Annotated in this window: 20 protein-coding genes; 7 read left to right on the top strand and 13 right to left on the bottom strand. The window is 37.8% G+C overall.

Translation table 11 applies throughout. The features are described from left to right. Positions 1–152: 152 nt before the first annotated feature. The 6 genes from AC2SLP_RS04315 to dnaQ all read right to left on the bottom strand — a co-directional run bounded on the left by AC2SLP_RS04315 (position 153) and on the right by dnaQ (position 7,792). A complete protein-coding gene (locus tag AC2SLP_RS04315; protein ID WP_486535397.1) occupies positions 153–491 on the bottom strand; it encodes a DUF3144 domain-containing protein in 339 nt (112 codons plus the stop codon). A 38-nt stretch (positions 492–529) separates the two neighbouring features. Continuing rightward, entirely contained in the window at positions 530–1,696 is a 1,167-nt protein-coding gene (metK, locus tag AC2SLP_RS04310) for a methionine adenosyltransferase (protein ID WP_486535396.1), read from the bottom strand. A gap of 105 nt (positions 1,697–1,801) precedes the next feature. Beyond that, the gene (nth, locus tag AC2SLP_RS04305; protein ID WP_486535395.1) at positions 1,802–2,497 is read right to left on the bottom strand and encodes an endonuclease III; all 696 of its coding nucleotides are present in this window, start codon (positions 2,495–2,497) and stop codon (positions 1,802–1,804) included. A gap of 152 nt (positions 2,498–2,649) precedes the next feature. After that, complete coding sequence (locus AC2SLP_RS04300) at positions 2,650–3,477, bottom strand: RnfABCDGE type electron transport complex subunit B (protein ID WP_486535394.1); 828 nt, start codon at positions 3,475–3,477, stop codon at positions 2,650–2,652. Positions 3,478–3,839: 362 nt separating this feature from the next. Further along, positions 3,840–5,570, bottom strand: a complete 1,731-nt coding sequence (locus AC2SLP_RS04295) for a hypothetical protein (protein ID WP_486535393.1) — start codon at positions 5,568–5,570, stop codon at positions 3,840–3,842. Positions 5,571–6,016: 446 nt separating this feature from the next. Beyond that, complete coding sequence (gene dnaQ, locus AC2SLP_RS04290; protein ID WP_486535392.1) at positions 6,017–7,792, bottom strand: DNA polymerase III subunit epsilon; 1,776 nt, start codon at positions 7,790–7,792, stop codon at positions 6,017–6,019. 304 nt (positions 7,793–8,096) lie between these two features. On the opposite strand from dnaQ, the gene AC2SLP_RS04285 reads away from it, so the two are divergent. Both AC2SLP_RS04285 and AC2SLP_RS04280 read left to right on the top strand, forming a co-directional pair. Further along, on the top strand, positions 8,097–8,654 hold the full coding sequence (locus AC2SLP_RS04285) for a hypothetical protein (RefSeq protein WP_486535391.1): 558 nt from the start codon (positions 8,097–8,099) through the stop codon (positions 8,652–8,654). An 18-nt stretch (positions 8,655–8,672) separates the two neighbouring features. After that, complete coding sequence (locus AC2SLP_RS04280) at positions 8,673–8,978, top strand: hypothetical protein (protein ID WP_486535390.1); 306 nt, start codon at positions 8,673–8,675, stop codon at positions 8,976–8,978. 310 nt (positions 8,979–9,288) lie between these two features. Here AC2SLP_RS04280 and AC2SLP_RS04275 read toward each other — a convergent pair whose 3' ends face one another. From AC2SLP_RS04275 to AC2SLP_RS04260, 4 genes are all read right to left on the bottom strand, one after another. Next, entirely contained in the window at positions 9,289–11,049 is a 1,761-nt protein-coding gene (locus AC2SLP_RS04275; RefSeq protein WP_486535389.1) for an efflux transporter outer membrane subunit, read from the bottom strand. A 41-nt stretch (positions 11,050–11,090) separates the two neighbouring features. Beyond that, the gene (locus AC2SLP_RS04270; protein ID WP_486535388.1) at positions 11,091–14,381 is read right to left on the bottom strand and encodes an efflux RND transporter permease subunit; all 3,291 of its coding nucleotides are present in this window, start codon (positions 14,379–14,381) and stop codon (positions 11,091–11,093) included. 29 nt (positions 14,382–14,410) lie between these two features. Further along, positions 14,411–15,874 carry an efflux RND transporter periplasmic adaptor subunit gene (locus AC2SLP_RS04265; RefSeq protein ID WP_486535387.1) on the bottom strand — a complete coding sequence of 488 codons (1,464 nt, stop codon included), beginning with the start codon at positions 15,872–15,874 and terminating at the stop codon, positions 14,411–14,413. Positions 15,875–16,193: 319 nt separating this feature from the next. After that, on the bottom strand, positions 16,194–17,123 hold the full coding sequence (locus tag AC2SLP_RS04260) for a polyprenyl synthetase family protein (RefSeq protein WP_486535425.1): 930 nt from the start codon (positions 17,121–17,123) through the stop codon (positions 16,194–16,196). Between the two features lie 653 nt (positions 17,124–17,776). On the opposite strand from AC2SLP_RS04260, the gene rplU reads away from it, so the two are divergent. The 5 genes from rplU (at position 17,777) to AC2SLP_RS04235 (ending at position 20,370) form a co-directional block, all read left to right on the top strand. After that, entirely contained in the window at positions 17,777–18,088 is a 312-nt protein-coding gene (gene rplU / locus AC2SLP_RS04255; protein WP_486535386.1) for a 50S ribosomal protein L21, read from the top strand. A gap of 135 nt (positions 18,089–18,223) precedes the next feature. Next, a complete protein-coding gene (gene rpmA, locus AC2SLP_RS04250) occupies positions 18,224–18,481 on the top strand; it encodes a 50S ribosomal protein L27 (protein ID WP_486535385.1) in 258 nt (85 codons plus the stop codon). Between the two features lie 331 nt (positions 18,482–18,812). Further along, complete coding sequence (gene lolA / locus AC2SLP_RS04245) at positions 18,813–19,529, top strand: outer membrane lipoprotein periplasmic chaperone LolA (RefSeq protein ID WP_486535384.1); 717 nt, start codon at positions 18,813–18,815, stop codon at positions 19,527–19,529. Positions 19,530–19,719: 190 nt separating this feature from the next. Next, positions 19,720–19,956, top strand: a complete 237-nt coding sequence (locus AC2SLP_RS04240; RefSeq protein ID WP_486535383.1) for a TetR/AcrR family transcriptional regulator — start codon at positions 19,720–19,722, stop codon at positions 19,954–19,956. A 39-nt stretch (positions 19,957–19,995) separates the two neighbouring features. Next, the gene (locus tag AC2SLP_RS04235; RefSeq protein WP_486535382.1) at positions 19,996–20,370 is read left to right on the top strand and encodes a hypothetical protein; all 375 of its coding nucleotides are present in this window, start codon (positions 19,996–19,998) and stop codon (positions 20,368–20,370) included. 2 nt (positions 20,371–20,372) lie between these two features. Here AC2SLP_RS04235 and queE read toward each other — a convergent pair whose 3' ends face one another. The 3 genes from queE to AC2SLP_RS04220 form a co-directional block, all read right to left on the bottom strand. After that, positions 20,373–21,101 carry a 7-carboxy-7-deazaguanine synthase QueE gene (gene queE, locus AC2SLP_RS04230; RefSeq protein ID WP_486535381.1) on the bottom strand — a complete coding sequence of 243 codons (729 nt, stop codon included), beginning with the start codon at positions 21,099–21,101 and terminating at the stop codon, positions 20,373–20,375. 118 nt (positions 21,102–21,219) lie between these two features. Next, complete coding sequence (dapD, locus tag AC2SLP_RS04225; RefSeq protein ID WP_486535380.1) at positions 21,220–22,041, bottom strand: 2,3,4,5-tetrahydropyridine-2,6-dicarboxylate N-succinyltransferase; 822 nt, start codon at positions 22,039–22,041, stop codon at positions 21,220–21,222. Between the two features lie 243 nt (positions 22,042–22,284). Further along, positions 22,285–23,202: an alpha/beta fold hydrolase gene (locus tag AC2SLP_RS04220; RefSeq protein ID WP_486535379.1), complete on the bottom strand. Its 918-nt coding sequence runs from the start codon at positions 23,200–23,202 to the stop codon at positions 22,285–22,287. Positions 23,203–23,581: the final 379 nt, after the last annotated feature.

The following is a 23,581-nucleotide window of genomic DNA, read 5'->3' as shown; positions in this document are numbered from 1 at the left end:
GTTCGATGACTTAATCCAAGTCTATAAGTTCAAATTATATTTTACAAAAAATTAACCCACCTTAGGGTGGGTCAATATTTTTAAAAATAAGAAGTAACAACTTAGATTAAATAAGTGGTTCTTTAAAGTATTAGCTTTTAGATTCTAACTAACTAGTTTTTTGGATCTTTATTAACCTGTACATACTTGTCAAAATTGTCCGCATAATCGTCAAGATTATCACTAAGCATCTGACGGTATTGCTTGGCGTAAAAGTCAATGATGTCTTCTTTCTCTTTTGCTAAATCACCTCCCTTTACAAAGCCTATTGATGCCACTGAAGCACTATAGCGAGCAGCCGCATACAATAAAGAGGCGCCAACTTGACCAGAGTGAGATTCAGGTCCCAACTGACTGTTTGCTAATTGAATAATGGCGTCGGCACGTTTATAAAATGCTTCAATATCTTGAGATATTTCTGGGATTTCTGGTGTATTAGAAGTGTCTGTCATAATAGATAACTTTTGAATAAATGAGTAAATGATTCAATTTATAAATTAGCATCAGCACGAAGTATTTCGGCTTTGTCTGTTTTTTCCCATGTAAATGCCGTTTCTGAACCTTCACGTCCAAAATGCCCATAAGTAGCCGTTTGCTGATACATAGGCTGTAACAGGTTTAACATGTGAGTGATGCCATAGGGGCGTAAATCAAAATGGGTGCGAATAAGCTCAATAATAGTTTCTGAGCTTACTTTTGAAGTACCAAATGTATTCACTGAAATGGAGGTAGGCTCAGCGACACCAATAGCATAACTGATCTGAACCTCACAGCGCTCTGCCAGTCCTGCTGCAACGATATTTTTGGCAACATAGCGACCTGCATAAGTGGCACTGCGATCAACTTTGGAAGGGTCTTTACCACTAAAAGCACCCCCACCATGACGCGCCATACCCCCGTAGGTATCCACAATAATCTTACGACCTGTTAGACCCGCATCACCTACTGGACCGCCGGTAACGAACTTTCCAGTAGGGTTGATGTGGTATCTTGTGCCTTGATGAAGTAGGTCAGATGGCAATACATGTTTAATAATATTCTCCATGACTGCTTCTTTTAAGTCTGACTGAGAGATGCCTTCATCATGCTGCGTAGAAAGAACAACAGCATCGATAGCAGAAGGCACTCCGTTATTATATTGTAGAGTTACCTGCGCTTTAGCATCAGGGCGTAACCATTTAAGCTCTCCAGAACGGCGTAATTCAGATTGTCGTTCCATTAAACGGTGCGCGTATTCGATAGGCGCGGGCATCAATACTTTGGTTTCATTGCTAGCGTAACCAAACATTAAACCTTGATCACCAGCCCCTTGGTCTTCAGGATTAGAGCGATCTACACCTTGCGCAATTTCATTAGATTGTTTACCAATCATGTTAATAACCGCGCAAGTATTACCATCAAATCCTAAATCAGAATGGTTATAACCAATATCATTAACTGTTTGACGAACGATACGCTCCAGATCTACATTGGCATTTGTTGTGATTTCACCCGCTAATACTACAGCGCCAGTTTTAACTAAAGTTTCGCAAGCAACACGAGCATTTAGATCTTCTTTTAATATGGCGTCGAGTATGGCGTCTGAGATTTGATCTGCCATTTTATCTGGATGACCTTCGCTAACTGATTCTGAGGTAAAAAGTTGATAATCATGCATAGTTTATAAGTCACTTATATTTTAAGCTTAAATTTTATGGCTTGAAATGGAGGTATATTAGATATCAGATTTTAACACATTAGGATTATACAAACATTAAGCATGTTATTGTGTAGCAAAAACTTGTTTATTCTTGAACATGCATTCGTCGTAAACGGGGCATTTACCACATTTTGGGGTACGCGCTTGGCAGGTATAGCGGCCATGCAAAATCAAATAATGATGCGCGGTTAAGATATACTCATCAGGTACTCTTTCAAGTAATTTTTTTTCAACGGCCAATACCGTTTTGCCGGTAGCAAGGCCTGTTCTATTACTGACTCTAAATATATGCGTATCCACGGCCATCGTTGGCTGCCCAAAAGCAGTATTTAATACAACATTAGCCGTTTTTCGTCCGACTCCCGCCAGTGCTTCCAAATCCTTACGGTTATCTGGAACTTGACTATTATGTTTATCTATTAAATCTTGGCACGTTCTAATAATGTTCTTAGCTTTAGCATTATATAAGCCAATCGTTTTGATATAGTCTTTAAGGCCGTCTTCACCGAATGCTAAGATGGCTTCAGGCGTATTAGCTACTTTAAATAGCTTCGAAGTCGCTATATTTACACTCACATCAGTAGCCTGTGCAGAGAGTATAACAGCGATAAGTAGCTCAAAGTTATTGTTATATTCAAGTTCGGTTACAGGTTCTTCGATAGCTGCAGAAAGCTTATCGAAAAATAGACGTACATTGCGATTTGGTAGCCGCCTTGATGGGGGTGTTTGGGCTGTTTTATGCTTTACAGTCAGGCTCATAAGGATTTATTAGGTCAAAAAGTAGTGAGTTAATATGTTTTATATTTTTAGTTTTTAGTATGGATGATCTTGATGGAATCGGGACTATTTATAAATAAATATTCTAATCATAAAATTGATCTGATTAAAAGGACAGTTAAACCTTACTTAAATTAATCTGTTATCGCATTTAATTCTTGTTTTAGCTTATTAAGCTCGCTCTGTTTTTTCTCATTCGCTCTAACACTAAGCTGCTTCTCGAGTTTTTTTATTTTAGTGCGTAGCTTGGCTGACGCTATGGTTTTCTTAGCTTCATCAGCGTCGATATTCAAATGATTGATTGATGCATTCCCAAGCTTGGTTTCAACCATACTCGTCACTGGCTTTGCATTGGTATTATCCGCCATTTGCTTAGCGACTCGATTTAGATGGGTATGATACCGCTTACGTAAGTGAGATTGTTCAAGGGAGCGGCTTTCAGGAGATTCTAATTCAGCGGCTCTAGGCACTTCAACTAAGTCAATACAGTCAACAGGACAGGGAGGTAAGCATAGCTCACAACCTGTACAAAGATCAGTAAATATAGTATGCATGTGCTTGCCTGTGCCTACTATCGCATCGACAGGACATGCAGGTATACACTTTGTACAACCAATACAATCATCTTCTCGTATAACCGCGCGTACCTCTACCGGTCGCTGTGTGACAGGATCTACAGGCCACTGTGATTCGCGAGCTTTAAGCGATTGGCGGCCTAGTATACCTGTAATTGCATCTGTCACAGGCTGACCACCAGGCACGCATTTGTTATGCGGTTCGTCATCTACAACGATTGCTGCCGCATAAGGCAGACAGCCATCAGAGTGATCACACAGGCCGCATTGAGTTTGAGGCAATTCGGCATCAATCATAGAAATGATATTGCGCTGTTGCTGTGTAAGTTTTACTAATTCTAGACGTTTAAATAAAATAGGAAGGTTGTCTAATCGAGTATTACTCATGGGTGCCTTGGCTTAATTTCATTAAACACGAAATACTTAATTATAAAATAGGTTAGGGATTACATAGAATAGCTACGGCTAAAAAGATATGGCGGCTAATAGGAGCACGGCATATAGTCAGCAAAATGCTAAACGGTTACGGTGTTAACCTCGCTCGCCCTACTATAATAGTACTTGCACTCGATTGCCTTGTAACCGTTTTAGATTTCTTTGACTATAGCTATTTTATAAATTAAACATAAACAAAATTAAACAGTATAAAAATTAACCAGCGATAACCTTTGATCGTAATTCATTAATAATAAGCTCACGTGAATGACACATAAGTTTCAAAACGGTCATGTGCAACGAGACAAGATGATTTAAGCCGCCAGTTGAGTCATCAGCTTATTAAGGCTTTCATTGCCAACGTTCATAGCATGATTGCCAACGGGATGGTTTTTCTGTAATGCGCTCAATGTATGATCAACAGCAAGTATGACATCCGCTACTTTAGCGTATTTGCGGTAGTTGGCATTTTCATCATTTTCTATAATATTATGATCAATATATAGCGCATCACTCATATAATTAGACAATCGATTGATTACATTAGCAGCATCGGTAAGTTCTAAAAAACTTAATGCTCCGGCAACTTGTTTAAGCTGTCCAGGCACGTCTTTTAATACATCGACATCCTTATTAGGATTGGTAATGTCATCCATAAAGTTACTAATTGAATGTTCTATAAGGGATAAGAGTTTACGACTTTCATCGACCAACGAGTGATAGGCGGTATCAAGTTGGAAAATGGATATGTTTTCATTATTAAAAGGATGAATTTGAGACCCTGGTGTGTGCGCTTTAGAAAGATTTATCGCTGCATTTTCAGTAGTCATTAGTCTATTTAGTAAAGCATCTAGATCCGATAGATTAGGCGTCGTCCATTTACCCACTATTAACGCACTCTCATCAAGCTCTTTGGCCGCATTGCTCAAAGATAGCATGCGCATAGTAGACGCTAACTGCTTAAGCTTAGCCACAATAGGGTTCACGTCATCAGGTTTGATCGCTGAACCTGTATCGACGTTGTTGTCATATACCAAATTACTAACTTGGCTTTTAATATCACTAACTTCACTTTGGATGATATTGTTTAAAGTATTGGTAATGTCCTGATCAGGGCCAAACATAAACTTTCTTAACTGTCCTCGTTGTGAGTCTGTTAAGGTATTGGCGTCGAGCTGTTTTCTAAGCTCAATTGCCAATTCATGATTGCGTAAACAGGCGAAACTGACTAAGTCAGCAAAGCGCTTATCATCTGCTGGCAAGTAATTGTGGAACTGTTGGTCCAAAAATATAAAAATGTGTTTATGTTCGCTCGGTAAAGGTAGTAATTCTTGAATCTGATAAGTAGCTGCTGCAGCTGCTCTCCAAAACAGTGAGTGTGACCTTTCTGCCACATGAGCACAGGATTGATACATGGCATTAAGTTTTTCTGCATCTTTAGCATTAAGCTCGTTATTGTCGTTGGCTAGAATAACGTTAAGCCCAGTACGATAAACCGTACTCAAGAGCTCTGAGTCTAGATCGAGACTCGCCAAAGACTTAAAGTTTTGTGCAGGGTTCGCAAGGGAGACGTGACTATAATCATAAGTGATTAAATTATCTAAACTTAACGGCTGTTTACCGATAATATCATTAAGCTGATTAATTACAGGTAATAACAAACTTGGTTCTAGAGTTTCATACAACAGCACAAATTCTATATAACGATTCAACGTCATAATTGCTTGAGAGGTCGCCATAATTAATGGCTCATTTGTGTTCTCACCGATGTCATATAGTCGCTGCATCGATTCTGATAACAGTTCGGCAAGTTCTCCGCCACCTGATAAAGATATGAGCTTTAGCACCTCGGCAAGCTGTTTGAGCATAGCTAATGAATCTAATAGTAATGGCGCTTGCTCTTCATTATCATTAAATTCACTTAAATGACGTTCCGCATTTTTTAAGGTGACAGTTATTTCAGGTCTAAGCAAATATAATGAAGACAAATCAAAATTAGTGACACTTATTGCTTGAGTGCTTAACGGTTCTTTTGTCAATGTCATCGTATGCTACCTAAAATTGAAGGGTATTTTAAATTAAATTTTCTTAAATTAGATGCTTATTAAATTAAATGCTATTTAAGATCGAACGCTTTAAAATTAAACTTAGTATAATTAAACGTACCTAAAGTGTATCTTGCATAAATATTGCATAAATATAATACTATCTTAGTATATTAATATTAAAAACAATTTAAATTCTAACATTAAACGCGTGCTTTAATCATTAACAATAGTAACTATTCATACTAACAATCAATAGTAAATTTTAATAGCAATTAACAATACTAACTACCAATATTAACTATCAATCTTTGTACTTACTAATTGCTATCAAATAAATTATTTAAATGTATTTAAAAATGAATTTTTAGATATTAAGTCCATAAAAAGGTAGATTTAAACATTACTAAGTCTCTAGTACACTTAATAAGTATTAAAAAGAACCATTAACAACCAATAAATAAAGCATTTTCTAAGATAGGTGGGTTGTTATAATTTAATTCCTCATCAATATTTGATTCAGATGTCATCTTTAATGTATTAGTAAGCTGAGTACGCAAGACAGAAAAAGAACTATTCGCATTAGCGTCATTAACTTCAGTTAAATAAGCCACATCCTGTACCTCTAATAGTTGTGGATGGTCTTTAACTAGACCTGCAACCCATGCAACATGTGCTTTAAGATTCGAAGGAGCTGCTAAAATCTGCGAGGCCAATTGACTAAAATCTTCATGTGAGTTCGATCCTTCAGATTGAATGTCTTCATCAATTGCAAGGGTAACTTGCCCGCCTGTCATGGCTAAATAAACTTCTGCTAATATCTCAGAGTCTAATAAAGCCCCGTGGAAAGTACGATCCATTTTACCCACATTTAGACGGCGTACTAAAGCGTCGAGGGTGTTTTTTTGGCCAGGGTATTGTTGTTTGGCCATGACTAATGAATCCGTCACTTTAATCACATCTGTAAAGTCGTCTAAACCTACTTTAGCGAACTCCATTGATAAAAAGCTAATATCAAACGGCGCGTTATGAGCGATAACTTCTGCACCATACATAAATTCATATAACTTATGAGCGACTTTATCAAAGGTTGGTTTATCCGCTAAGAATGCTTCATAAATGCCATGAATTCTGATGGCATCTTCATCCATACCGCGCTGAGGATTAATATAAACATGAAGTTTTTCACCCGTGAACTTACGGCCAATTAACTCGACAATACCGACTTCAATAATACGATCACCTTTGAGCGCATCAAGCCCCGTTGTTTCAGTATCCATGATAAGTTGCCGACCGGATTGACCACGGTTTATAGGTTCGGGTAATAATGGCTTGAACCCAGGGTTTGCTCGACTTGTATCGCCGTCAAATTCAATATTAGTTGGTTCTTCAGCTGACTTTACTTGCAGGGTAGTTTGTACCGATTTAACCTGTTGTATTGGTTGTATATGTTCAGGTTCAGAGACTAAAGTCATGTCATCAGCATTCATTTGATCTGCTATATTTGTGTCTGCTAACTCATCGAAACCTAGCGGATCTCCTGAGATCCAATCTTCACTTTCAGACCCACTACTTTGAACATGGCCTTGGATGGGTTTTTGATTGGAAATGTCATTTTGCGAATTAGTCATAGTATTAAAAGAACTTGTAGAATGGTTAGTAATAGAGGTGTTGGTAGAGGGTAGGGCAGAGTCTGAATTATTTAGTTTTTTTTGGTTGTTTTGTGAATCAGTAAGGGTAGATACAGAGGCATCGATATTCGATTCTGAAGAAGCTGAAATACCCCGATTGGCCAGCTCATCAGCTTTTTCATTACCTTCATGTCCCGCATGACCTTTTACCCAGTGCCAACTGACGTCACGATTACGCTGTAATTCATCGAGTCGCTGCCAAAGCTCTTTGTTTTTAACAGGTTTATTACCAGACGTTTTCCAGCCTTTATTTTTCCAACCTTTAATCCATGAGGTTATTCCATTTTTTACATAGCTTGAGTCAGTCCATATTTCCAGTAGTTGATTATTTGGACTTTTTTCAAGAGCCTTAATGGCACCCATTAACTCCATTTGATTGTTGGTTGTATGGGATTCACCACCATAATGCTCTTCGGCTCGGCCATCACTAAATACCAGATAGGCGCCCCACCCACCAGGACCAGGATTGCCTTTACATGCGCCATCAGTGAAAGCGATAGTGGTATTAGGTTTAGGATTTAGAACGGACATAAGAGCTCACTAGCGATAAATGAATTAGTACAGGATATTAAAAGACGATTTAGTAACGTTCATTATATCAAAGATACAGCTTATAAAAATGGTTAAACATTCAAATAACAGTAAGAGCGATTTGCTATAATAATGTATTTATTATCAATGACACACTCTAATATAATAACGGCATCTATGATCCGAAATTCTTATATATTTAATAGCTATGTTCTATTAAATTTTATATATACGGCAGATCGAGAGAGATATCAATCATAGCGTCTTATCATCAATGACTTATAAAACATAATAGGAATCTATATTGAATATCTATAATAAATTGATATCTACTATAGTTGTTATCAGCTTAACTGCATTAAATACAAGTTGCAGTGAACCTGAAAGTAATAGCATGGTGTTTTCTGGCTGCTACTCAACACTAAAGCCAAATGGACCTGCGCAAATTAAGGTCAATGTGAACAGTGATGATGTGACGATGCAAATGAGAGCATCGATATCCGCTACTGGAAGAGTTTGGGATGATCCGGCATCTTTAGACCTAATACCGATCAATGATGCTGAAAAGTATTTTGATATCGATCCTAATAATGTAACAAGTATGGTCGGGCGCTCTGATAGATTCTTTGTATTAGGTCATGTTACAGATTCTTATGCAAATATTAATCCACTATTAGACAGCCAGTATTTGATATATATTCTTAATGCTTCCAACACTGTTTTTAAAGTCGATTGTGATAAAATTCAACCAGAAAAAGGTTCTCATAGTTCTGTGCATTCAAAATCCTCAATTCATAATAAGAGCTACATTCATGACAGCAATATTAGTATTGAGCCTGCTCAAAATACTGAACCACAATAACATTTAGGATATTTATCTATGGAGTTTCTTGGTTATCTAATTATGGGTGGTTTGGCATATGGTGCTGGGTGGGGCGTTAGGACTCATATACTCGACAAAAACCCAAAGCCTGAAAAACCTTATGGACTAAAGCATCCTCTGATAATACGCTACATGCTAATATTCTTTATTTTTATGTTAATTGTATCCGCCTTATTAGGACGATTTGTGTTGGATCATGCTCATTTAGACATACCTTTTATTGTTATTAACAGTTTGGTAGCAACCTTTGTGTTTTCTTTTGGGGTAAGTCCGGATAATGTGACTTATGATGTACCGGATTAAACTGTCTACGATTCTTAACGTATTTATCCTAATTATTTCAATTTAATGTTTTTTAAACTATTTATATTAAAGTTATCTATCATTTAAAATGCATAAATCTAATTTGAATCTCCTTGATCTTTAACCCACTACATTATTTTCGGGTTGATTTTCACTACCAGTATCTTATTACACCGTTTTTTTATAATTTTTATTCGTACTTGTTATACCTGTACATATATTTTCAAATAAAATAGGGCCAAATACAGGCCCTATTTATCTCGTGGTTTAGATAACTATTTATACAGCTATCTTAATAAATATATAACGATTATTCTGCAGGTAAAACAACGTACCCATCAGCTGTAGAACTAGGTTCATAAGGCGTGATGTCATTAGCTTGCGGTGTGATTATTTCGACATCGGCAACAACCGCTTCAGCTTGTCTATCTCCATCTAAGTCTACAGGCGCAGCTTCGCTATACGTGAACAACGTTGCAGGTTGAGCGGATTCAATAACATCTGCTTCTTCGGCTGAGATTAGCTTAGGTGCGCTCGCAGCTTTGACAGCATCTATTGCTTTTTGCTCATCAGTTTGGGTGTTCAAAATATTTATTAGATTTGTATTTTGTGGCGTTGGTATTGCTTTAGGCTCACCTAAATTAGCACCGCCACCAAGCACTTGATATAACTCAATCTGATTAAACAATCGTTCCTGCTCTAAACTTAAAATAGAGAGCTGCGTTGAGAACAAAGAACGCTGCGCATCTAGAACACTCAAATAGTCATCTACTTGTGCAATATAACGCGCTTCAGAGATATTAAAGATTTCATTATAGTTCTCTTGTTGACGGTATTGAGACGCTGTTCTTGCATCTAATGTGGCTCTGTCTGCCAGAACATCACTCACCTCTTTAAATGCAGTTTCAATGGTGGACTCATACTCAGCGAGCGCTTGTTGTCTTTCAACTTGGGCAACATCATAGTTTGCATCACGTTGACCAGCGTCAAAAATTGGCAGATTAATTGAAGGTCCAAATGACCAGCTCGCTGCGCTACTCTTAAATAAGTCTGATAAATCCCCACTAGAATAGCCTAAATTTCCAGTCAAACTTATAGTGGGGTAATAGGCAGCTCGGGCAACATTAATATTAGCACCTGCAGCTTTTAAACGGTATTCAGCCTGTAACACATCTGGTCTATAAAGCAGTAAGTCGCTTGGTAGGCCTGCACTCATAATGGTATCAGTAGCAATCTTGCTTACTGCTGGATCGGGTAATAGATCGTCAGATAATGGCGCACCTATCAAGTATTTAAGGGCATTTTTAGCTTTTAGTACACCGCTTTGAGCATCCAATGCTGCTATACGAGCAGTTTCAGCTGAAGCCGCCGCTTGTAGAGAAGGAGCTTTGGAATCGATACCGGCGTTGAGACGTGCACGAGTGATACGTAGAGACTCTTCACGACTTTGTAACGTTTTGGTGGCGAGCTCTAATTGCTTTAATTGATAGCTTAAAGATACATAACTTTTGGCAATATTCGCTATTAAACTTGTCTGTACGGTATCTTTAGCGGCACTCGTCGCTAAATAATTTTGTAAGGCTTGTTCCTTTAAACTTGAAATCTTACCCCAAAAATCTAGCTCGTAGCTTGCTAATCCTAAGCCTACATTATATGAATCGCTTGGATTACGGTCGCGGATATTGCTCGCACCACGTGAATATCCGCCTTCTAATCCTACAGAAGGTAAGTCTGAACTATCAGAAATACGATATTGAGCCTGAGCTTTTTGTATGGCCAGTATGGCTTGCTTAATGTCTTTATTGTTTTCAAGACCAAGCGCAATCAATTGTTTTAATTTTGGGTCAGTATAAAAAGTTTGCCAGCGTACACTGGCTAAACTTGAAGGCACTTGGCGATTTCCATAAACTTCATATCCCTCACCTGGGTTTAAGGGAATATTCGGACGCGCAACGGCCGTATCGGTATTCATAGTAGGGATAGTTTGACACGCGTTTAGCGCAATCACTATAGCTGAAAGACCGAATATACGTGACACTTTTTTGGGCATTGATATTGTACTTGTATTCACAGTTCGACCTATTAGATTAGTTTTTATATTTGGAAATGTCATCATTGTGTATTATCTCCAAAATTAGCAGATTCGGGTGATACGACCACCTTAGTATCATATTGCGTAGCCTCATTGTGGCGTTTGTCACCTTCACTATTGCTACCATTACCACTGTTGCTACCATTACCACTGTTGCTACTGTTGCTATTAGAGCTGTCACCACTATTGTTATCAATATCTTTATTTTTAATTTTAAATATAGAGCGTACCCAAACGTAGAACATTGGAATAAAAAAGATACCAAGTAACGTTGCGGTTATTACACCACCAAGAACACTAGTACCAATAGCATTTTGGCTACCCGACCCTGGACCACTTGCAATAAATAACGGTACAACACCAAGTCCAAATGCTAATGACGTCATAATAATTGGACGTAGACGTTGACGTGCAGCAATCATAACAGCATCTTTTAGAGAGTTACCAGCTTCTTGGTGCTCTTTGGCAAACTCAATGATAAGAATAGCGTTTTTAGCAGACAGACCTACAACGGTTAATAAACCGACCTGAAGGTATATGTCGTTATCAAAGCCTTTAAACCACGTTAATAATACGGCACCCAGCACCCCTAATGGTACCACTAATAGTACAGAAAAGGGGATTGACCAGCTTTCATACAACGCAGCCAAACATAAGAACACAACAAGAATTGATAGAGCATATAGCATAGGTGCTTGTGCGCCCGACTTCTGTTCTTCTAAAGACAAACCTGTCCATTCAAAACTCACGCCTTCGGGCAACTGATCGACCATTTGCTCCATGGCAGACATCGCTTCACCAGTACTTAGTCCAGGAGCAGCTTCACCCTGGATATTCATGGAAGGGAAGCTATTGTATCGTGTTAGACGGGGAGAGGCATAGCGCCATTCACTGTTAGAAAACGCATCAAATGATATCATCTGACCAGTATTATTACGCACAAACCATTTTTGGATATCACTGGGGTTAGTGCGGCTTTCTGGCTCGCCTTGCACAAATACTCGCTTAATACGGCCTCTATCTATATAGTCGTTCACATAAGTAGAACCCCATGCAATAGATATTACGCTATTGATCGCTGGCATAGGCAGACCGTACGCAGCTGCTTGCTCTTGATCAATATTGACCTTCAGCTGAGGCGCATCTTCTTGTCCATTAGGACGAACATTTTTAACTTGATCGCTTTGAGAGGCCATACCTAATAACTGGTTGCGCGCTTGAAGCAACTGATCGTGACCTATGTTTTCAACATCTTGAATCATTAAATCAAAACCACTCGCATTTCCAAGCTCCGTAATAGCAGGTGGTACAATTGCATAGACTTGAGCTTCGTTAAGTTGGGTGAAGAAATACCCCATGGCTCTTTGTGCAACCGCTTGGGCAGTGTTTTCTTCCCCAACACGACCTTCCCAATCAGATAGACGTATAAAGGCAAGTCCCATGTTCTGACCTTGACCTGCAAAACTAAACCCTGCTACGGTAAATACTGAATTAACATTATTTTCTTCTTGAGAATGATAATAATCATTTACTTTATCCAGTACATCTTGCGTTTGATCAAGGGTTGATCCAGCTGGCAACTGAACCAAAGTAATCATAATGCCCTGATCTTCTTCGGGCAAAAACGACCCAGGTATTCTCAAAAATACCACGGTCATAACCGCAATAATAGCAGCATAAGCAATAACATAAAGCCATTTTAAGTTGATGCTCTTACCTATAATACGTTCATACGAGCGACTGGTTTTATCAAATACACGGTTGAACCAACCAAAAAAGCCTTTCTTACCTTTTTCTTTATCGCGTTCACGTTTAAGTAAAGTCACGCATAATGCTGGAGTAAAAATTAACGCTACCACTGCAGACAGTACCATACTGGTAATTAAGGTAATAGAGAACTGACGGTAAATAACACCTGTAGACCCACCAAAGAATGCCATAGGTACGAAGACTGCAGCTAGTATAAGTGCGATGCCAATAACGACTTTACTAATCTCGCCCATAGACTGAATAGTGGCATCTTTGACAGAGATATTTTCGTCTTCTTCTAAGATACGTTCGACGTTTTCTACAACAACAATAGCATCATCAACAAGCAAACCAATGGACAATACCATAGCAAACATGGTTAAGACGTTAATACTGAAACCGGCAACATATAGGACAGCAAATGTCCCTAAAAGAACGACAGGAACAGCAAGGGTGGGAATAATCGTCGCACGAAAGTTCTGTAAAAACAGGAACATGACTAAGAATACTAAAATAATAGCTTCGATTAAGGTCTTGACTACTTGTTCAATAGAAAGTTTAACAAAGGGGGTTGTATCATAGGGTACGACTGTTTTTAGACCTGCTGGGAAATTCTGTTCCAGCTCCGCCATGCGTTCTTCAACAAGTTGTCGAGTGTCTAGAGCATTAGAGCCGGGTGCTAATGAGATGCCAAAACCAGAGGCATCATAGCCATTATAACGTGAGATAACACCATAGTTCTCACTACCCACTTCAACTTTTGCAACATCGCCTAGACGTACTTGTGCGCCAGTATTATCAGTTTTTAATAAAATATTTTCAAACTCTTCTGGTGATTGCAAATAGCTTTGCACACTGACCGTGGCGTTGATTACCTGATTGTCAGTGTCAGCGGGTGCTTGACCTAATTGACCGGCAGAAACTTGAGTGTTTTGTGATTGAATTGCCTGAACAATATCGCTAGGCACAAGTTTATACCCACGAAGGCGGGCAGGGTCTAGCCAAACACGCATCGCATAAGACGAACCGAAAAGCTGGACATCCCCAACCCCTTCAACGCGGCTTATTTGATCCACGATATTTGAAGCAACATAATCAGCAATGTCAACATTGTCCATTGAGCCATCTTCTGATACGAAGCCCTGAACCATCAAAAATCCACTAGATGACTTAGTGACATTAACGCCTTGTCGCTGAACTATTTCAGGAAGGGCGCTCATGGCAGACTGCAACTTGTTTTGTACCTGAACCTGAGCGGTATCTGGATTTGTGCCATTTTCAAAAGTTAGAGTTACCGAACCCGTACCACTTGAAGAGCTTGAGGATGACATATACATCAAGCCATCCAAACCTTTCATCTGCTGCTCAATAATTTGAACAACTGAATCTTCTACAATTTCAGCGTTGGCACCGGGATAGACTGCATTAACACTAATGGTAGGCGGTGCAATTCGTGGGTATTGTTCAATCGGTAAATTGATAACCGATATGACGCCCAACAGCATGATTAATATTGCAATAACCCATGCAAAAATAGGGCGGTGAATAAAAAATCGTGACATGATAATTTCCTAGTATGCCTATTCTTGAATTATTGCGCAGTCTGAGCTTGTTCTTGATTTGCAGGACTTTGTTCAGCCTGGTCTTCGGACCCTAACTGTTGAGGAGATGCTTGTTGAGGAGATGCCTGTTGTGGAGCTAACTGTTGAGACTCATTCTGCTGAGAAGGCGGGGCATAAGGCCCTTTAGATGCTGCTTGTGAAGCGGATCTGTTAGGTTGGTTAGGCACTGGAAGCGGTTTAACAACTACCTCTTGATCAGGCTGCACTTTTGAGCCACCTATCGCCACAATTTTTTCGCCAGCATTCAATCCATCAGTGACAACCCAGTCCCCTTTATAAGTTCCATTAACCTCAACATCTCGTACTTGTATCTTATTTTCGTTATCAACTACATAGACTTGAGTCTCACCTTTAGGAGTACGTATCAGAGCGCTTTGGGGTAAGAGAACAGCATTGTTAATCAATCCTTGAATTATTTTAGCTTTTACGTACATACCGGGTAGTAATATATAGTTATCATTTTTGAATATAGCTCTTAATGTCACAGCGCCGCTATCTTCATCAACCTTAGCTTCAGCCAAAGATAATTGACCGCGCACCGGATACGTACTGCCATCTTCAAGTATAAGCTCTACGGTGCTGCTACCTGCATCAAGCTTACCTGAAGCTTGTTGTTGTTTAAGTTTTAACAAGTCTGAAGAGGATTGGCTAATATCGACATAAATAGGATTTAGTTTAGATATTGTTACTAAAGGCTCGGCTTGGTTAGCATTCACTAAAGCACCGACCGTAACATTTGAACGGTCTGTTTTACCGCTAATAGGTGCGCGCACGATGGTACGGTTTAAATCTAATTGACTGCCTGATAATTGAGCTCTAGCAGTCTCAACAGCAGCTTGTGAGCTTGCAATATTTGCTTTAGCTTGTTCAACAGCTGCTTGTGAGCTAGCAAAAGCAGCTTGCGCAGTTTTAAAATTGGTTATCGCTTGCTCAAACTGCTGTTGTGAAATAGCTTTCATTCCAACCAAAGGCTCTAATCTTTGAACATCAGCACGCGCTTGTTCCAGCTGTGCCTTTTGAGACTCTAAATTAGCCAGCGCATTATTGTAACTGGCCCTCGCTGTATTGACATTAGCCATAGCTTGTTGAACAGCTGCTTGCGCCGCAGCTTGACCAGCTTGATAGTTATCGACGCTTAATCGATATAAAGGCTGATTTTTATTGACCATACTTCCTTCACGATACAATATCTCATCGACGACGCCTGTTGCTTGTGGACGAACATCAGCTTGTTGATAAGCGTGTGTTCTACCAGAAAACTCTTTTATTAAAGGGACTGTTTGAAACTGCGCAGTAATTACGTTGACAGTAGCAGGAGGCATTTGTTGTTGAGCGGCAGCCGCTGAAGCTTCATCTTCCTTTTTATCACAACCTTGCAACAAAATGCTGGATACAGCCAAGCTTAAAGCTAAAAAAAGGGGAGAGTGATTCATTTAATAAACCTTAATAATTGGGTCAACACAAGCAGTTTAATAAGTAGGGATATTTGATAATTTAGCTTGTAGAAAAGATATATTTATTATCACCTATTTAGCAGTTAAAAATCAGTGATAGGGATTTTTTTAATTGTTTCGAAATTGTAATATTTTGCACGAGGTTCTAATTGATTGGTTGTGAAAACTTCATATAAACGCGGTATAAAATATGATTTAGTTGATTAAGCTTAAATCGATGCTTAATAGACGTATAGCCAATATGCCAATTTACTATAAGTAATTTTTTTTATAAGTAATTTTGTTTAAAGCGAATAATTTAAACTAATCGATTGGTCGCTAATTGTGTGAGCTGCCATAACCCTAAACGGTATTGATTGTCAGGCAAAGCTGTTAACGCTTGTTGTGCCAGACGCGTCTCTTCTAAAGCGCGCTTACGGCAGTATTCTAAAGCCCCAGAGTCTTTTACCAAACTAATTAGTTTTTGAGGATCTCCAACCTTACCTGTCTGAACAGCGATACGAAGTAGGTTATAATTATCTTCATCGCTATCTTTTAATATTTTAAGTGCCACAATGGTAGGTAAAGTAGGCTTGCCTTCAGCCAAATCGTCGCCAAGGTTTTTTCCCATAACCTCACTATCACCGCTATAATCAAGGACATCATCTATAATCTGGAATGCGTTACCAAAGTGCTGACCAAAATCACTAAAAGGTTTTATAAATTCCTTTTTATTTTGCAAAATAGCAACACCACAAGTAGCCATCATGAATAAACGAGATGTTTTACCATCTATGATACGCATGTAATCCTCTTCTGTTGCTTCCGGATTATGCTGATGTTGAAGCTGTAAAACTTCACCTTCTGCAATATCACACGTTCCATCTGAAAATAATTTAAGCAAGGGTAAACTTTCAAAACCTACCAGTAGATTAAATGCACGTGCTATAAGATAATCACCCACTAATACAGCCGTTGGGTTATCCCATGTTGCATTCGCAGTAGGACGACCTCGTCTTAAGCCCGATTCATCAATAACGTCATCGTGAACGAGTGTGGCTGTATGTAGCATTTCAGTAATAGCAGCCAAATGCATAGTGTCTCTGGATTGCTCATCTTGACATAGACGTGAACATAACAAGGTAATAAGGGGCCGCATTCGCTTGCCACCAGCATTAATTACATGTTGCGACACGCTCATAACAAGCTTAACTTTGGAGTTTAAACTGCCAAATACTTGTTTATCCATAATATCGAAATCTTCTGCAACGATGTTTTGAATATCAGCGTATTCGATATGAGTGGTGGCGTTATTTTTAATTAAATCATTCAGTTCTGTAGAAGTTTTAGAGGTCATATTTCGAGTCATCTCATATTTCGAGTCATCTATAGTAGAATTGCGATTTTAGTATAAAGATGAAAATTATTACGTTGATAAATCGTTTAAATAGCAAATAGCATCTAATATTCTAAACCAAATATGGTAGCTGTATAAAAAATTTATATCACCAAACCTAAATTAGGTTTTTGAATTATTCTAGCATAGGTTTATTTTATAGACAGGGCTTGCAATTACATCAATAAATGCGTAAAATTCCGTCTTCATATTTAACGTAAAGCTTCTATACATAGCGAGTTTAAATTGTTGTGATTTCTTCGTAGTTATTAGCTTAATTTATTTGGGTGTCATTTATCAAACACCTGTCTTAATTTATTAAGTTTAAATTACCCTCTTGAATTTACAAAGCCTTGAATTCGCTTAATCTTGAATTTTAATTGTATAGAAAATTTTCCTGTAACTTTCCCTGTAGTGATCGTCGTTCAAGCGATACGCTGAAGCGTTATTTGAGCTTTATTTGAGCAGATAATAACCACGTCACACGGGTTAAATGGAGTCATAAGATGTACGCAGTTATTAAAAGTGGTGGTAAGCAGCATCGTGTAAATGTTGATGAACTACTAAAAGTTGAGCTTCTTAAAGCTGAAGAAGGCGAGACCATTAAAATCGAAGATGTATTAATGGTTGTAGATGGCGATGATTATAAGATCGGTCAGCCAGTTGTTGAAGGTGCTAGCGTTGAAGCTGAAGTAGTAGAGCACGGCCGTGGTAAGAAAATCCGTATCGTTAAGCATAAGCGCCGTAAGCATTATCATAAAGAGCAAGGCCACCGTCAGTGGTATACGCTTCTTAAAATCAAAGCGATTAATGTTTAATAGCTAAATAGTTCTTTTCAAATATTAAGAGAGTTGATTTACATTTATCAATTTACAGTTATTGATTAATAGCCTATTATTCATCGTCTTAATACTTAAAGTTTTTATATATTAGTCTCAATAAGGAGATTTCTCATGGCACATAAAAAAGCCGCAGGTTCAACTCGTAACGGTCGTGACTCTAACCCTAAAATGCTTGGTGTAAAAGTATTTGGTGGTCAAGATGTTGTTGCTGGAAACATTATCGTTCGTCAACGTGGTACTGAATTTCATGCCGGCGAAGGCGTAGGTATGGGTCGTGACCATACTTTATTCGCACTAACTGATGGTGTTGTTAAGTTTGACACTAAAGGTAAATTCAACCGTCGTTATGTTTCTATCCAAGAAGCTTAAACAACGGTCAAATCAAATTCAAGATATTTATATTAATAAATAACTTTAATTCTGATTTTGATGTATATGTTGATATATAGATACCAAAACCCTGATATTGTCTATCAGGGTTTTTTTATATGCTTATTTAATACTTAAACAAGGTTGGCAGCTATATATTAGTCGCGAACATGCAATAGATTTAAGATAATATCTAATCAAAATTAAACTGCGTAACATAACAGAAGTTATTTTTGCAATTATCTTCTAGTCACGTAAGAAAAGAACTGGCAAACTAGCGTTCAAGTTATCAATTCAATTGACTGATATTAATTAACGATAGGTAAATAATATGCAAATAAATATCAACCAAAATAATAAAATGAAACCACTACTGAAGAAATTAATGGGCACTGCGCTATCTGGCGCTTTGATTTTTAGTATGCCAGTTATGACCATGTCTCAAGCAGCACAAGCTACTACAGCCGCTGACAACTTAACAGCCGCTAAACGGTTGAATGCATTACTCAAGAATACGAGAAGTATGACCGCTAATTTCACTCAAACCACTAAGGGTGAAGGTGGTGGTAGAAGCGGGCTAACTGCAAAAAATGGTACTTTTTCAGGCAAAGTAAGTTTGAAACGTCCAAATAACTTTCGCTGGAATATAACGTCACCATTTGAACAGTTAATCGTCACTAATGGTAATGATCTATGGGTATATGACAAAGACTTAGAGCAAGTGACGCGTCAAAACGCAAGTCAACAGCTAGGCAATACGCCAGCATTACTTTTATCAGGTGAACCTTCAAAGATTTCACAGAACTTTAAAATAACTCAGCCTAATAAAAATAAGAACTATTATGTCTTATATCCAAAATCTAACGCAAGTAATTTTAAGAGTTTAGCGGTTAGTTTCAATGGCGGTAAGCCGGTGATGATGGTATTGAATGATTCGTTAGGACAAGTTACTTCTATTAATTTTAACAATGTTAGGTTAAATACTAGCATCCCTAGTAGCCAATTTAGCTTTACACCGCCAGCTGATGTAGATGTAATAAACCAATAATATAGATAGCTTAATAGTCGTGTTATTATTTAATATAATATATCTTAATCTAAAATTAACCCAAGCTTAAAGCTTGGGTTTTTTAGTATATAATATTAATTAATAAATACTTATGAATTGCTTGATTAATAATTATGTTTTTAAATGATAAGAGATGGTATTAATTAACTTTATTTAAAACGAGAAAACTATGATAGCTACCCTCAAAGTTAATAGTTCTAAACGCGCCGAGCAGGAGCGAACTAAAGAAACCAAAAGTAAGATACTTACCGTAGCTATTGAAGAGTTTTCATCTTCTTGTTATGACGGTGTCTCCGCGCGTTCGATAGCTGCTAAGGCTGATGTTAATCATACGTTAATTACGCATCACTTCGGCAGTAAATTGGACCTATGGAAAGCATCGGCTAAGGTTATTTTTGATACTTAAATATCGGAATCTGATAAACGGCGTAAGCAGATAGGCGATGTGGATGAACGTATACTCATTCGTGAACTTATTCAACATTATATAGAGTTTAGTGCTCACTATCCGTACTTCTATCGATTTATGATTCAAGCCAATCAAGGAAATCCTGACCGCATAAATTGGTTTACAGACAATTATATTGGCCCAAATGCCCGATCGGAATTAAATCTGCTTAAACTTGCTCAAAAATATGGACTTATGCCTAAAGGTGACAGTATTCATATACGCTATATCTTTATTGGAGCCGTCAATTCTATCTTTATTTATGCACCTCAATTCTACCGTATATCTGGTAAAGACCCTTACTGCGATAAAGTAATAGAGCAGCATATTGATTATGTGATGTCGATATTCGGAACAAAGAATATCAATTAATTTTATTTACCCTTCGCATCTGCCCATATGATTTTATGCAGCTGCAATTGTAACCTTACAGGCAGTGCATCTTCGAGTATCCATTCTGCTAATTCACGTGCTAAATTGGGTACTTTTACAGTCTGTTCTATATTCTCATCTACATTAAACATAGGTGAAAACCATACGGTTCCTACTAATTTATCAAGTTCATATTCTTTAAGCTTTTGTTCGGACCATTCATAATCACTGCGATTCATAATCACAAATTTTAATTGATCATGGTCTGTCAAATATTCAAGATTTGACCAAAGGTTTTTATCGACTTCGCCACTACTAGGTGTCTTTATATCCATAACTTTGCTAACAGCTTTTGGTACATCCGCAACAGATAGAGCACCAGCGGTCTCTAATGATATTTCATAACCGTCTTCAAGCAACCTCTTAATTAGAGCTATACAATTAGGCTGCGCTAGAGGCTCTCCGCCGGTAACACAGACACGTTTACAAGGATATTGGGCAATCTCATGTATGATTGTATCCAGTGATAGTCGCTCGCCACCGACAAAAGAGTAGGTTGTGTCACAATACACACAGCGTAAAGGACACCCTGTTAATCTAACAAAGATTGTGGGTAGCCCAGATGTTAATGCTTCTCCTTGAAGCGAATAAAAAATCTCAGTCATGCGTAAACCAGCTTCAGGGTCAGTAACCGGAATACTGGGGCTACGTAGTGGTTTATTTGGAGTCATAATAATTTGCTCTAAATGAATAAAGGTGCTTAGAAGCATTCTAAGCACCTTATTAAATCGTCTGATAGTTTTGTATTAACAAAAGTAAAGCTAATTATGGGTTAGACTGAATTAAAGTCTAAGCTAAACGTAATAATTCGTTGATGCTGGTTTTTGAACGGGTTTGTGCATCAACTTTCTTAACAATTACCGCGCAATATAGGCTATGTGAACCATCTTTGGCAGGAAGACTACCAGACACGACCACTGAACCAGCGGGTACACGGCCATAGTGTATTTCTCCAGTTTCACGATCATAAATCTTAGTAGATTGACCAATATAAACGCCCATAGAAATAACTGAGCCTTCTTCAACAATGACACCTTCAACAATTTCAGAACGCGCTCCAATAAAGCAGTTGTCCTCAATAATCGTAGGGTTAGCTTGCAAAGGCTCTAATACGCCACCAATACCAACACCGCCTGATAAGTGAACATTCTTACCAATTTGCGCGCACGAGCCTACTGTAGCCCAAGTATCAACCATCGTACCTTCATCAACATATGCACCAATATTGGTATAGCTTGGCATTAGTACCACACCTTTAGCAATGAATGATCCACGGCGCGCTACTGCAGGGGGTACGACTCGGACGCCAGCTGCTACAAACTGCTGCTCAGTCCAATTTGAAAATTTAGTCGGTACTTTGTCATAAAATTGTAGATGCTCACAGCTTGGCATCGGATAGTTATCATTCATACGAAAAGATAATAAGACAGCTTTTTTAGCCCACTGATTTACGGACCACTCGCCATCTTTCTTTTCAGCAACGCGAAGAGACCCGTTATCAAGTTGTTCTAAAACGGTATTTACGGCATCTTTTACATCTTGAGGCATAGAACTAGGGCTAAATTCAGCACGTTTTTCGAAAGCTTGTTCAATGATTTGTTCTAATGACATAATATTATCCATTTATTCAATTTATACCAACTCATAAAAATAATCTGTCTTTATCAAACTCGCTGAACCTACTACTTATAGCGTTCGCACTCGTTCTCATTGATATAATAATTTTTAGATTTAGTATATGTTATTTAAAGATTATAAAAGCGTGCAATATTCTAGTAATTTGACGTAGAGTATTGTCGCTAATTTCATCAAAATTAGCAACTTATTCGAGTGGACTATATTTGATACTAGGAGTTAGGAGTTAGTATTTATCCAGTTAGATAAGTCTGCATAGACAGTTTCATATTCCTTTTCATGCAAAGGTTCATGACGCATTAGAGGATATAGTATTTGATCTATATTTTTGAAATCTTGCTTTTCTAAGCTTGACGTCACTTTTCTTATTCCTTTACCCATGTTGCCAACGGGGTCATTTTCACCGCTAATAAACAGCATAGGGAAGTCATGCTCTATAGTAGAAGCCCAGTTTTTAGATAAGCCTGTCTCCATAAGTTCAAATAATGTGTAAAACCCATTATTTGTAAAATCAAAACCACAAAGGGGATCTTTTATATAGGCTTCTATAGCTTCTGGATTTTTACATAACCAAGCATATTCAGAATCCATTTTCTTATCGGTGAGTTTGGCATTCAATATCTTATTCATGATATTTGAGAAGGCGGCATTATGACGTTTAGGTTGAAACTTGTTTAAAACCTTACTTAAAGGCCTTAACGCATTTAATAAAGGATCATAGTCACTACTACCCATTAATATGGCACCTGCAAAATCGTGACTATGAACTTGTAGCACATTACGCACAATGAAAGAGCCCATTGAATGACCCATTATAAAATGTGGGGTCTTTGGATAGTGGCGTTTCAAAACGTTCGCCATGATAATAGTGTCTTTAAGAAGAGTTTGGGCGGGATGCGCCGGCGTAAAATAACCTAAGTCATCACTATTTCTAATACTACGCCCATGGCCTAATATATCGTAGGTTAAAACCGCAATGCCTATATTTGATAAATACTCAGCAAAATCGGTATATCTACCCCCATGCTCCATCATCCCATGAACTATTAATAAAGTTGCTTTTGTATCGCCGCTTGGTTTAAATAAGGTGTGATGCAGCGTGTGAATTTTATCAGATGAGAATATAGACTTAGCCATAGAAATCCTTTAAAGAGTATTTTTTAAATATAATTGATTATGAGAATCTTATGTTTAAACCTAAATAAATTCAATGAGCGTATTATAAAATATGGTAGCAATTAAATAGTCATAAAGCTGTACATAACAATATATCAATAGTTCAAGTCATATTTTATAAGCAAATAATTATATGTTGAACCCTATTTTAGATATAGAAAGTTATATACGGCTATGCATTAAACAGTCACATAAAAGTAAGAAGAATTAACAAAATTCTATAAGTTATTAGTATTTTATGTTATAAATATTATGGTTATCTAAATTGTAACCTTATTTATTGATCTAAATATAGATCATTATCAACTTAATACTAACAGTACTTAATTCTTAAGCCTAC

The sequence above is a fragment of the Psychrobacter sp. CX21 genome, from assembly GCF_057396255.1.
The sequence above is the reverse complement of the archived record's forward strand: the minus strand, read 5'-3'. Positions and strand labels throughout refer to the sequence as shown.

Excerpts from the sequence above, each read along its gene's own strand:
- AC2SLP_RS04315 (WP_486535397.1), bottom strand. The coding sequence starts at position 491 with ATGACAGACACTTCTAATACACCAGAAATCCCAGAAATATCTCAAGAT.
- metK (WP_486535396.1), bottom strand. The coding sequence starts at position 1,696 with ATGCATGATTATCAACTTTTTACCTCAGAATCAGTTAGCGAAGGTCAT.
- nth (WP_486535395.1), bottom strand. The coding sequence starts at position 2,497 with ATGAGCCTGACTGTAAAGCATAAAACAGCCCAAACACCCCCATCAAGG.
- AC2SLP_RS04300 (WP_486535394.1), bottom strand. The coding sequence starts at position 3,477 with ATGAGTAATACTCGATTAGACAACCTTCCTATTTTATTTAAACGTCTA.
- AC2SLP_RS04295 (WP_486535393.1), bottom strand. The coding sequence starts at position 5,570 with ATGACATTGACAAAAGAACCGTTAAGCACTCAAGCAATAAGTGTCACT.
- dnaQ (WP_486535392.1), bottom strand. The coding sequence starts at position 7,792 with ATGTCCGTTCTAAATCCTAAACCTAATACCACTATCGCTTTCACTGAT.
- AC2SLP_RS04280 (WP_486535390.1), top strand. The coding sequence starts at position 8,673 with ATGGAGTTTCTTGGTTATCTAATTATGGGTGGTTTGGCATATGGTGCT.
- AC2SLP_RS04270 (WP_486535388.1), bottom strand. The coding sequence starts at position 14,381 with ATGTCACGATTTTTTATTCACCGCCCTATTTTTGCATGGGTTATTGCA.
- AC2SLP_RS04265 (WP_486535387.1), bottom strand. The coding sequence starts at position 15,874 with ATGAATCACTCTCCCCTTTTTTTAGCTTTAAGCTTGGCTGTATCCAGC.
- AC2SLP_RS04260 (WP_486535425.1), bottom strand. The coding sequence starts at position 17,123 with ATGGATAAACAAGTATTTGGCAGTTTAAACTCCAAAGTTAAGCTTGTT.
- rplU (WP_486535386.1), top strand. The coding sequence starts at position 17,777 with ATGTACGCAGTTATTAAAAGTGGTGGTAAGCAGCATCGTGTAAATGTT.
- rpmA (WP_486535385.1), top strand. The coding sequence starts at position 18,224 with ATGGCACATAAAAAAGCCGCAGGTTCAACTCGTAACGGTCGTGACTCT.
- lolA (WP_486535384.1), top strand. The coding sequence starts at position 18,813 with ATGCAAATAAATATCAACCAAAATAATAAAATGAAACCACTACTGAAG.
- AC2SLP_RS04240 (WP_486535383.1), top strand. The coding sequence starts at position 19,720 with ATGATAGCTACCCTCAAAGTTAATAGTTCTAAACGCGCCGAGCAGGAG.
- queE (WP_486535381.1), bottom strand. The coding sequence starts at position 21,101 with ATGACTCCAAATAAACCACTACGTAGCCCCAGTATTCCGGTTACTGAC.
- dapD (WP_486535380.1), bottom strand. The coding sequence starts at position 22,041 with ATGTCATTAGAACAAATCATTGAACAAGCTTTCGAAAAACGTGCTGAA.
- AC2SLP_RS04220 (WP_486535379.1), bottom strand. The coding sequence starts at position 23,202 with ATGGCTAAGTCTATATTCTCATCTGATAAAATTCACACGCTGCATCAC.